The 12275-nt window shown below is 35.0% G+C and carries 9 protein-coding genes and 1 pseudogene; all 10 read left to right on the top strand.

The window, feature by feature from the left end; all coding sequences use genetic code 11:
- Nucleotides 1-2 precede the first annotated feature (2 nt).
- Nucleotides 3-1412, top strand: coding sequence for a RagB/SusD family nutrient uptake outer membrane protein (locus tag ACN5J7_RS08270; RefSeq protein ID WP_418603531.1), 1410 nt, complete (start codon nucleotides 3-5; stop codon nucleotides 1410-1412).
- 22 nt (nucleotides 1413-1434) lie between these two features.
- Entirely contained in the window at nucleotides 1435-2673 is a 1239-nt protein-coding gene (locus tag ACN5J7_RS08265) for a thioredoxin family protein (RefSeq protein WP_418603530.1), read from the top strand.
- Nucleotides 2674-2920: 247 nt separating this feature from the next.
- On the top strand, nucleotides 2921-3199 hold the full coding sequence (locus ACN5J7_RS08260) for a hypothetical protein (protein ID WP_418603529.1): 279 nt from the start codon (nucleotides 2921-2923) through the stop codon (nucleotides 3197-3199).
- Between the two features lie 142 nt (nucleotides 3200-3341).
- On the top strand, nucleotides 3342-4541 hold the full coding sequence (locus ACN5J7_RS08255) for a thioredoxin family protein (protein ID WP_418603528.1): 1200 nt from the start codon (nucleotides 3342-3344) through the stop codon (nucleotides 4539-4541).
- A 28-nt stretch (nucleotides 4542-4569) separates the two neighbouring features.
- Nucleotides 4570-5085: a hypothetical protein gene (locus ACN5J7_RS08250; protein WP_418603527.1), complete on the top strand. Its 516-nt coding sequence runs from the start codon at nucleotides 4570-4572 to the stop codon at nucleotides 5083-5085.
- 314 nt (nucleotides 5086-5399) lie between these two features.
- Nucleotides 5400-8210: a M16 family metallopeptidase gene (locus ACN5J7_RS08245; protein WP_418603526.1), complete on the top strand. Its 2811-nt coding sequence runs from the start codon at nucleotides 5400-5402 to the stop codon at nucleotides 8208-8210.
- 148 nt (nucleotides 8211-8358) lie between these two features.
- Nucleotides 8359-8805, top strand: a complete 447-nt coding sequence (locus ACN5J7_RS08240; RefSeq protein WP_418603524.1) for a protein-disulfide reductase DsbD domain-containing protein — start codon at nucleotides 8359-8361, stop codon at nucleotides 8803-8805.
- Between the two features lie 18 nt (nucleotides 8806-8823).
- A complete protein-coding gene (locus tag ACN5J7_RS08235) occupies nucleotides 8824-10809 on the top strand; it encodes a protein-disulfide reductase DsbD family protein (RefSeq protein WP_418603523.1) in 1986 nt (661 codons plus the stop codon).
- An 18-nt stretch (nucleotides 10810-10827) separates the two neighbouring features.
- A complete protein-coding gene (locus tag ACN5J7_RS08230; RefSeq protein ID WP_418603522.1) occupies nucleotides 10828-11838 on the top strand; it encodes a TlpA family protein disulfide reductase in 1011 nt (336 codons plus the stop codon).
- A 100-nt stretch (nucleotides 11839-11938) separates the two neighbouring features.
- Nucleotides 11939-12275: pseudogene (locus tag ACN5J7_RS08225) on the top strand (selenocysteine lyase); the annotation flags it as partial.

Below are 12275 nucleotides of genomic sequence, written 5' to 3'. Positions count from 1 at the left end.
TCATGAGAAACACACATATAAAAATAGTAGCATTTGTATTCTTTTTAGGATTCATTTCATGCGATAGCCGATTAGATTTAGCACCCACGGACATTTTAATAGAAAAGGATGTTTTTGCAAATGTTGAAAATGCAGAAGCGGCTTTATCAGATGTTTATTATAAGCTTTTTTTAGCATCGTCAGGAGCAACACATGTTATCCCAGACGCCTCGCTACCCTACGTTGGCCTGCCTGAAACATCTTCATATTATAAATACTCTGGAGGAAATCTTGACGCAACAGATCAAGAAGTCGAAAATATTTGGATAGAGTATTATGAAGTAATTAATGTAGCCAATGTTTTTATAGATAAAGTTCCTGTTTTTGGGAATTATGATGAAGCTAAAGAATTACAACATATTGCCGAAGCAAAGTTTAATAGAGCCTATGCTTATTGGGCCTTACTGTCTTTTTACGGGTATGGCGGTTTAACAGGTAATTTTGATGGTCTTTGTGTGCCGCTGCAACTGATGCCTTATAATGGCTTTAATCCGTCGGAGTTAATACCTAGAAACACCAATGGAGAGGTGTACGCTCAAATTATTAAGGATTTAACTGAAGCCTTAGTAGATTTGCCAGAGAATCATGGAGATAATATTAAAACACGTGTTCGTGCCACTAAAGCTACGGCTCAAGCTTTACTTTCTAGAGTGCAGCTTTATAAAAGAGATTATCAGGCTTGTGTTGAGGCTTCAAATGACGTGTTGGCCAACACTAACTATACATTAGAGACCGAATTATTGGATTTATTTCCATTAAATGAAGAAGGAACAACTTCCGATTTTAGTGACGAGGTTATTTTTGGATTCCCAGTAAGCTCCAACGGAGGTAATTTTCAATATGGGATACACGGCATTTATTACTACAATAAATATATATGGGTAGATGCCGATTTTATAAACTCCATGGATGCGTCAGATAAAAGACGAACGGAGTTGATTTTTGAAGGGAATCCACATATAACGAACCCTACTACGGCTAATGAGAAAACAACCTTTAAATTCAATAATCCAGAGCAAAGAGACGATATACAAATAATTCGTTTAGCAGAGGTTATTTTGAACAAAGCTGAAGCCTTGGCACAAATTGACGGGGTAAATACCGAAAGTGTTGCCTTATTAAATAAAATAAAAGAACGAAGTGGGTTGTCTCCTGTTGATGTGTCAGATTTTGCAACTAAAGAGGAATTATTGACCGCGCTATACAACGAAAGGTATATTGAAACGGCTTTTGAAGGCCGCGGTCGTTTTGATTTTATTAGAACCAATAGACCACTGAGAAACCCTGATCTTACGGAAAATGAGAAAGTATTTCCAATTCCTCAAAGAGAGATTGATTTATCAGGAGGAGTGTTAGTTCAAAACCCTAAATAATTATCGATAATAAATATTAATTATGAAAATACAGTCAAGAACGCTATTGTTTTCCATTGCTATCCTAATAAGTACATGGGCCAAAGCACAAGAAAGTAGCATAAACTTTCTTGAACAGGCAAAATGGAAAAAAGTGTTAAGACTGGCAAAAAAGCAGAATAAGCCCATTTTTGTAGATGCTTATACCACTTGGTGTGGGCCTTGTAAAATCATGGATCGCGATGTGTTTACTAATAAAGCTGTAGCAGATTTTTTTAATGACAATTTTATTAGTGTTAAAATGGACATGGAAAAAGGTGAAGGTATCGAATTAAAGACAGATTGGGATATAAAAGCATTTCCAACCTTGTTATACTTTAACCCAAACGGTGATATGGTGCACCGTGTTGTTGGAGCTTTTGGCGCAAAAGAATTTTTAGAGTATTCTAAACATGCTACCAATGAAGATTTAATGGCAACTAATCTGCAAAAAAGATTTGATGCCGGCGAAAGAGACGCTGCATTTATGTACAATTATTTAGTTTCCTTACGATTGGGCTATCATAAGGAATTAGAGAGCAAGGTTTCTGCCAATTATTTAAATTCATTGGCTAACGAAGAGCTATTAAAGGTAGAAAACTGGAATATTATAAAACACTTTATGAGCGATCCTACGTTAAGAGGGTTTCAGTATTTAGTAACCAACAAAGCGACTTTAACTAAAGTAGTGGATGAAAACGAGGTGGAAAATAAACTATACAAAACCATAGATAAACAAATTCAAGCTTGGTCTTATTGGTATGGAGATAAACCATTTGAAACCGACAAAGAGGATAATTTACTTAATTTTTTACAAACCTCAAATTATGAAAAAGCCCCCGTTTTATTAGGAAAATTATTAGCCAACAAATACAAAAGATTGGAAGATAAAGATCAGTATTTAGCAACTTTAGACCATATAGTGAAGTTTAATTTAGCCGAAAGCTCTAGCGATATAGTAAACTTTGCAAATAACATAGTAAATACTTACACGAGTGGAAGTGCTTGGGCAAAGGCCTTAGTTTGGTTAAATATTGCAGATGCGAAGGAAACCAGAATTGAGCATAAAGCAGCTATTTTAACTGCAAAAAGTAAAGCATTGGCCAAACTAGGAAATAAAACAGAAGCAGAATTAACTGAATTAGCTGCTAAAAAAGCAGATAAACAAGCCGAAGCTGCTGGCACGAAAATACATACTGTTCCCATGATGAAAATGACGGGAATGACACCTAAAAAAAACTAATTAGAATCTATTGTAAGGCTTTCTAAAACATTAAATTACACTTTTAGAAAGTCTTAATGGATTTGTAAACCTATTTTTTTCTTAATTATATCTTTGGTTATGGTCTTAAATGTTTATTGGCCTATGTAATTATATCCAACTTTCTGACTTAAATAATTATCAAAAAACAAATAATTTAGAGGCTTAAGTTTTTTTTAAGGAAATATCATTTAAAAAAAATTACTTTTGTGATTCTATAATAAGAAGAATGAATACCATTTTAACAAGTATACAAGATACATTACAAGTTCAGGACACTACAAAAATTATAAAAGCGGCTAAGCTATTCCCTGCAACAAAAATTGAGAGTAAAGATGGTGCCATTATTCCTAAGGAGGCTGTAGCTTGGGCTGAGCTTCAACCAGCATTTCCATCTAAAAATGAATCAGGGTCAATGTTGACTACATACATCATTATCGCGGTTGTTCTGATAATTGCCCTACTCATCATTAAGTTTGTTTTGAAGAAACGCAAGCTTAATTCCTAGTTTTATAAATATACTACCTTCTTTTCTTTTAGTAATGGGTTAGCCTATAAATAAGGAATCTTCCCTAAACCTTATCGAACTTTAGTTTATAGTTTTGCTACAGAACCATATGCTATCTGGCTAATTTTTTAACGAAACCATTATGAAAAATATAATACTTACAATAGTTTGTTTAATTGGGTTGACAACCATAGCCCAAAACCGTAAAATTGAATTTATCGAAACAGATTGGAAATCACATCTAGCAAGTGCAAAAAAATCTAATAAACTTATTTTTTTTGATGCCTATACTTCATGGTGTGCTCCTTGTAAAGTTATGGCCAGGGACGTTTTTTCAAGAGATGAAGTGGCAGATTTATTTAACAAGCGTTTTATTAATGCCAAGTACGATATGGAAAAAGGTGAGGGAATTACTTTAAAAGATAAATATGGGATAAGTGCCTACCCCACGTATTTATTTATTAATGGAGATGGTGAAGTGGTTCATAAAATTGTTGGTAGCATGGGTGTAAAAGAGTTTATAAATGAAGCTAACAATGCCCTTAATACAGAAAACACCATATATGCTCTATCAAGAAAGTTTGAATCCTCTGGGTATTCCGAAACAAGTGCAATAGCCTATCTAAAAGCTTTGAAGAAAGCCTATGAGTCTGATAAAATGAGTATAGTTTCAAAGGCATATTTTGATTCGCTCGAAAAGTCTTTATTATTTGATGAACATCATTGGGAATTGGTTGTAAAATATTTGAATAACCCATCATCTAAAGCTTTTTCATATTTATATAGGAATAAACGAAAACTAGAAGAACAATATGGAACCAAAGAAGTAAATCGATATTTTCAACAGGTTTTTAGTTCTTCTGTTTATAGAGTTAAAAAAGCGTATAGCGCCAAAAAAGGTATTAAGGATGCTAAACAAATCTCAAAATCAATTAAGAAATTATTGAAAAAAGAAAACAGTTATTCAAACGTGTTGTTGGTGAAATTGGGACTTATTGAGTTAGCAGCTTCTAATGAATGGGATGAATTCTCCAAAAAAGTGGATGCCATTTTCACAGATGATAGGATTATCAATAAGAGCTATGTTGTAATAGAAGCCGCAAATGATATTGTAAATTCTAATCAAGAAAATCAATATGGTCAAGTATTAAATTGGGCCAACTTAATTGAAGAAAAAAATCCGGAATTATTCACTCAAATACAATTGGCGGAGTTGCGAAAAAGAGTTTTAAAACGCCAAGGAAAAATGGCAGAGTCGGAAGCTATGGCAATAAAGGAGAAGCGGTTGAGAAAAGAAGCTGCCGAAAAAAGGTTAGTGACACCACCTTTAATGAAAGATTAAATAAAGGGTATAATTAAAAATGATTAAGATGAATAAAGTGGTAATATTATTTTTCGTTGTATTTAATCTATTTGCTGCAAATCGTGTAGAAGCGCAAATGGCAGCTGCAAAAAAAATTGTTTGGGATGTAGAAATCAATACCATTGTAAATGCTTCTAAAGGGGATTTGTGGCGTTTGATTAACGATAACCAACAGTTGGTAAAACACTCAAATGGTTATGTGAAATCTATTAAATCAATTGATCAAAATCCTTCTGATGTTAAAAGGGAAATTCGTTTTGCAAACGGAAATAGACGTTTAGAAACGATAGTCCAAACCGATTTGGTTAATAAATTTATGGTCATCAAAATTAACAAGGCATCATTGATTAAGGGTATAAAAAATGCTGAGATAGCCATTTTTACCAAAAGTATAGATGATGAAAATTCAAGGATATCTTGGCTTGCGAAAATTGAAGGTAAAAAATCCCAAAAAAAACTTTTAGTGAAACAGCTAAAAGCAGAGTTTGAAGCTTATGCAAAAGGGTTTAACAACCTTCACTAAAATCCGAAGTAGTTTTGAAGATGATCCCAATTTATTTTTAATACTGCATTTATATTTTAAACACTAGTCTTAGAACCCTTATAGTTTTAACATCACGCCTGCCGTGGATTTGTTAAATTTTTTAACATCCCGAAACGAGGAAAATAAGGAATCTTCCCTATGCTTTTATTTTATCTATTAAATAGTTTTACAGCATTAAATTCTTATTTGTTAAATCAATTTTTTTTAAGAGAGTTTTAACAAGCCCTAAGTAAGGGTAAAGATAATAAATGACGACTTAATTATAAACACAATAGAATTAAACTATAAAGCAAATGAAACGTAAAATGAATCGTAACTTATTACATCTATTAGTTGTTGTTTTTTGTTTTAGTGCTACAGCACAAAACTTAAACCAACCTTTACCAGTAAATACCAAAATTAAGAAAGGCATCCTGTCAAATGGATTAACCTACTATATATATAATACAGATGTCACTAAAAATGCAGCAAGTTATTATATTATCCAAAATGTAGGCTCCGTATTAGAAAACGACGACCAACAGGGGTTGGCGCACTTTTTAGAGCACATGGCTTTTAATGGTACCGAAAATTTTGAGGGTAAAGGGATATTAAACACCCTTCAAAAAGAGGGCGCGGTTTTCGGGAAAGACATTAATGCATATACATCTTTTGATGAGACTGTATATAACATGAACAACATTCCCACCACACCAGAGTTAATCGATACATGTTTGTTGGTGTTGCACGATTGGTCTAATTACTTACTATTGACTGATGAAGAAATAGATGCCGAACGTGGTGTAATAAAAGAAGAGTGGCGTACCCGACAATCTGGAAGGATGAGAATACTACAACAATCGCTTCCAACCATGTTTAACCATACCATTTACGCTGAACGCTTACCAATAGGCTTAATGGATATTGTTGACAATTTTGAATATAAAGCCTTGCGCGATTTTTATCACGATTGGTACCGAACAGATCTGCAAGCTATAGTTATAGTTGGTGATGTTGATGTAGACGTTATAGAGGGGAAAATCAAAAATCTGTTTTCAAAAATCCCAAAAGTTGAAAATCCGAAAGAGCGTTTTATCGTTAATATTCCTGATAACAAGGACATGTTATTTAATATGGCCATGGACAAGGAAGTAACAACAGCCCAAATAAGTTTTGGCATCAGGCACCCTAAGTCTTTAAAAGATGAAACGGTAGCTGATTTGAAAGAAGCCTTAATGGAAAACATGATTACGAGCATGTTTTCTGATAGAATTAAAGAAATTACCCAAAAACCAGACGCTCCTTTTTTAGGTGCTTGGATAAGTTATGGTAATAATTCAAGATCTACCAAAGCCTTTAGTACAACCATATCACCAAAACCTAACGAACAACACAAGGCTTTTAAAGCAGCTTTGGAAGAAATTAACAGAGCTGTAAAGCACGGTTTTACAAAAGAGGAGATGGATCGTACCATAATCCAGTTTAAAAACTATTATGAAACCCAAATAAGTAAAGAAGACGATAAAGCCCATGGTGCTATTGTGTCTATCATTCAAAAAAATTATTTAGAGAATGAAACTATGACAGACATAGCTAAAGAATACGAATTGGCCAAAGCCATTATGACTGGTTTAACACCAAAAGACATTCACCATAAACTCAAACAATTATACACAGATAAAAATAGATTTTTAACAGTAACAGGGGTTGAAGGTCATAATAACCTAACCAAAGAAGCTGCTTTAGACATTATTGAAGCTGTAGAAAACGATGACAGTCTTATTGCATACTCCGATGGCTTTTCAGGAAAGACACTCATGTCTGATTTAGACATTAGTGCAGGTAAAATTACAGAAGAAAGCTTTAATGAATCGATAGGTGCCACCACCTTTGTTTTAAGTAATGGTATCACCGTACATTATAAATTCGCAGACAAAAACAAAAACGATGTGAAGCTGAATGCAGTAAGTTATGGCGGCACGTCTTTGCTTGAAGATGCCTATTTGCCCTCAGCTAATTATACAAGTATTGTGGTGCAACGATCTGGATTAGGCGATTACTCCGCTACCGATTTAAGTAAGGTGTTGGCGGGCAAAACAGCATCAACAGGTATTAATATTTCAGGTTTAACGGAAAGCATTAGTGGTTCTTCCGTAACAAAAGATGTTGAAACCATGTTACAGATGGTGCATCTACGATTTGTAAAACCACGTTTTGATCAAGATGCTTTTAAGGTGTTAGTGGGTAATTTAGAGAATTACGTCATTAGACGAAGTAATGATATTAACGAAAAAATAAAGGATAGCGTTACCATTGCCCTTTACGGTAAAAACCACCCTAAAAAACGCTTGTTTACTAAAGAATATATAAGCGAAATTTCGTTTGATAAGATAAAGGAAATCTATTTAGATAGGTTTAACAATGCTTCCGATTTTGAGTTTTTTATAGTTGGAGATTTAAAAAAAGAAACCCTTAAACCCTTACTGGAAAAGTATATCGCAAGCATTCCAACAAATAACAATACAGAAGCTTGGAAGGATAATTCGGTTGAATGGATCAGTAAATCCATTGATAAAGATGTGTACTTAAAAATGGAGGACCCGAAAAGCTCTGTAAAAATAGCTTATAAGAACAATTTGGATTATAGCTTAAAAAATAAACTCATTGCGCAGGCTACGGGCGATATCTTAAAATTAAGGTTTACCGAAACCCTAAGAGAGCAAGAAGGCGGAACCTATGGTGCAGGTGTGTTTGTCAACCTTTCAAAAAAACCGGTTGAAGAAGCTATGATTTATGTGTCTTTTGATTGTAACCCAGACAAGGTCGATCAGTTGGTGGCAATTGTCCATAATGAATTAAGAAAAATTGCCAATGGCGACATTAATCAAGTTGATCTTGATAAAACCACCACAAATTATTTGAAAGAAAGACAACAGCAACAAGATTACAATAGGTACGACATGCGCTTGCTTACAAATTTTTTTAGAGAAGGCTATAACATGAATAACCCAGAGAATTTCGAAAATATCGTAAATAATATTATGATTAATGATATCCAGGAGTTTACCAAGAAAGTATTAGAAAATGCTGATACCTACGAGGTGGTAATCAAACCCAAAAATTAACAATAAGATAGGGTATTTGTCTTTCACTAAACTTTGTTTTAATTTGAATTAGTCACTCAGCTAAAAAGTAGAAAGACACCAAGGGGGTTGTTGCTCTTTGTAACAACCCTTTTCAAATGATAGAAAAAAATATAATGTAATTAATGCCATGAAAAAAATAATCTTAATTTTATTACTGTCACTAAGTTTTAGTGGTTTTTCACAAATACACGATCCCGTAAAGTGGACTACATCGGTTCAAAAGATATCTGACACCGAGTATGACCTGATAGCAACCGCAACCATTCAGGATCAATGGCACCTATATTCCCAAACCGTTCCGGATGGCGGCCCCATTCCAACAACCTTTACCTTTAAGAGCAGCAAAGACTATTTAAAAAAAGGCAATACAAAAGAAGCCAATGGGCATACCGTTAACGATAAGGTTTTTGAAATGGAGATTAAATACTTCGACAAAAAAGCAGAGTTTAAACAACGCATTAAATTAAAAACCAAAGAAACCTTTGAGGTGGATGCAACCGTAGAGTTTATGGTGTGCAACGATACTAATTGTCTGCCTCCAAAGGAAGTAGATTTAGTGTTTTCTGTAAACTAAAAAGCAAAGATTTTCGTAATGAACAAACTAATAACCCTGCTTCTGGTTTCTCTTTTGAGTTTTTCAGGAGCTTCCCAAATGATTCCAGATGTTCGGTGGAGTACTTCGACCGAAAAAATTTCAGATACAGAATTCAAAGTCATTGCAAAGGCTGTAATACCCTCAGGTTTTCATTTGTATTCCCAAAATGTGCCAGATGATGGCCCTATTCCAACCACGTTTACCTATGATGACGAGGGGGGCGCGTTTACTTTAATAGGAAATACGGTTGAAGAAGAAGGGCATATCGTGGATGACCCTGTGTTTAAAATGAAAATAAAATATTTTGAAAACACAGCAACATTTACGCAAAAAGTTGAAATATTGGGAGATAAAAAAACGCTCAACGCCTTTGTTGAGTACATGATTTGTGATGATGAACGATGCTCTTCACCAACAGAGGTGGACTTAACATTTGATCTTACAGATAACGCAGTAATAGCTTCTGAAAATAAAAGTACTTCAGAAAATAATGTGGTACAAGCTGATCAGGTAGACCGAAAAAAGAAGCCCCGTTCGGATAAAAGCCTTTGGGGTATATTTTTCATAGCATTCTTTTCTGGGTTTGCAGCATTGTTAACGCCCTGTGTATTCCCCATGATTCCTATGACGGTAAGCTTTTTTACGAAACAGAGTAAAAACAAGGCCGCAGGGATAAAAAATGCCATTATCTACGGGTTGTCCATTATTGTAATTTATGTACTGTTGGGTATTTTAGTGAGCTTATTATTTGGCGCAGATGCCTTAAATGCCTTATCAACCAATGTTTGGTTTAACTTAATTTTCTTCCTCTTACTAATAATATTTGCCGTTTCGTTTTTAGGTGCTTTTGAAATAATGCTTCCCCAATCATGGGCAAATAAAGTAGATTCCCAAGCTGGTAGGGGAGGGCTCATTGGTATTTTCTTTATGGCATTGGCTTTAGCTATTGTGTCATTTTCATGTACAGGACCTATTGTTGGAACACTTTTGGTTGAAGCAGCAGCCGGTGGAAGTCAAGTGGGGCCCATTGTTGGTATGCTTGGATTCTCATTAGCTATTGCTTTGCCATTTGCTCTGTTTGCAGCCTTCCCGGGCTGGTTGAACTCACTGCCAAAATCTGGCGGTTGGTTAAACACAGTAAAAGTGGTTTTAGGGTTTTTGGAATTGGCTTTGGCCTTCAAGTTTTTATCCAATGCCGATATGGTATTACAGTTACACTGGCTTGAGCGCGAGGTGTTCATCGCTATATGGATTGCTGTTTTTGGGGCATTGGCCTTTTATTTATTCGGTAAAATTCAGTTGCCGCACGATTCGCCACTAACACATATTTCCGTTGGACGACTTGGTTTGGGTTTAATCGTATTATCGTTTACCATTTATATGATACCAGGACTTTGGGGAGCGCCACTAAATTTGATAAGTGCTTTTCCACCGCCACAACATTATAGCGAATCACCTTATGGTGTAGGTAATACCCAATCAGGTTCTGGAAATGTTTTTGCAAATGAACAACGTAGTATTCCAGAAGGCGCGCACCTCATGCCACCCCATAATATTTTGGCATTTAACGATTACGAGAAGGGTTTGGCCTATGCCAAAAAGGTAGGCAAACCAGTCATGCTTGATTTTACAGGGCATGCTTGTGTAAATTGTAGAAAAATGGAACAGAATGTTTGGGTAAAACCTCGTGTTTTGGAAAAATTGAAGCATGATGTGGTGCTTGTTTCTTTGTATGTAGATGACAAAAGAAAACTTGAGGTCGATCAAGTTATAGAGTCAAAATTAAAACCTGGAAAGAAACTAAAATATATCGGACAGAAATGGAGTGAATTGCAAACTATAAAATATAAAACCAATTCGCAGCCCTTTTACGTGCTGATGGATCACAATGAAAATGACCTAATAGACCCTATAGGCTATACACCAGACGTTGATGAATACTATAACTGGCTTAAAACAGGAGTTTCAAATTTTAATAAATAACAACCAATAAGCAGACAAATGAAAAAACTAATTTATGTATTGGCCATCGCTATGGCTATTGTATCCTGTAAGAAGGAACAAAAAGATTACGTTACCTTATCAGGAACGATTAGCCATAAAAATTCGGACTCATTAGTGGTTCGTTCGAGATCCTATACTAAAAAAATTAATGTAAATGCTGATGGCACGTTTAAGGACACCCTTAAGGTTGAAACGGGGAGCTATTCTTTATTTGACGGCAAAGAGCAAACATCTGTATACTTAAAAAACGGGTTTGACCTCCAAATAACATTGGATACCAATGAATTTGATGAAACTATTACATATTCTGGTGTAGGTGCAGAGGTTAATAATTATTTAGCGCAAAAAGCCTTATTACAAGAGCAGTTGCTTAATGATTTTTCCATTTATGATTTAGACAGTACGGCTTTTGATAAAAAAGTTGATGGTATTGTAGCCGATATGAAAAGCTTATTAAACAACTTAAAGGATTCAGATTCTACATTTATGGCACAGCAAAGTAAGCAGATTGCAGGCATAAATAATTATGTTATCGGGAATTATAAAGATAAAATATACATGGCTACGGTTTTAGCTAAAGGCAAATTGTCCCCAAAATTTACGCATTACGAAAATTATGCAGGGGGAACAACATCATTAGATGATTTAAAAGGGAAGTATGTATATATTGACGTGTGGGCAACTTGGTGCGGCCCCTGTAAAGCCGAAATTCCATTCTTAAAAAAGGTTGAAAAAGCCTATCACAATAAAAATATTGAATTCGTAAGTATTTCAGTTGATGTAGCTCAGAACCGTGACAAATGGAAACAAATGATTGCGGATAAAGAATTGGGAGGCATACAATTATTAGCTGATAATAATTTTAAATCTCAATTTGTTGATGATTATGCCATCAGAGGAATCCCAAGGTTTATCCTTATCGATCCCCAAGGGCATATTGTCTCTGCAAATGCGCCTAGGCCATCAAGCGATAAGCTTATAGATCTATTTAACTCCTTAAAAATTTAATTAAGCCTATAATGGCTTAATTAATCTAGATTGTTTTAGTGTTAAGAATCGTTTTGGTGCCAGTTGGTTTCAAAGCGGTTCTTTTTTAAAGTCAAATACCATGAGTTTAATAGCTAATATTTGTAAAAATATTATTAAAAGTAAACCAAGCACATCCAATCTCGAGGCCTATTTCAGGCCTTTCAGAGAGCAGATCATTGGCATAAACCAAACCTTTGAATCGCCATACGGCCAAAAGAAAATCATTTACGCCGATTGGACCGCTAGCGGAAGACTGTACAAATCCATAGAAGACAAACTGCTTAACGATATTGGGCCATACGTGGCCAACACGCATACCGAAACATCCGTTACGGGTTCGGCCATGACATTGGCTTATCACGATGCGCGACACATTATCAAAAAGCATGTCAACGCTTCAAAAGACGATGTTCTCA

It is taken from the genome of Hwangdonia sp. (assembly GCF_048381975.1).
GTDB lineage: Bacteria > Bacteroidota > Bacteroidia > Flavobacteriales > Flavobacteriaceae > Hwangdonia > Hwangdonia seohaensis.
The sequence above is the reverse complement of the archived record's forward strand: the minus strand, read 5'-3'. Positions and strand labels throughout refer to the sequence as shown.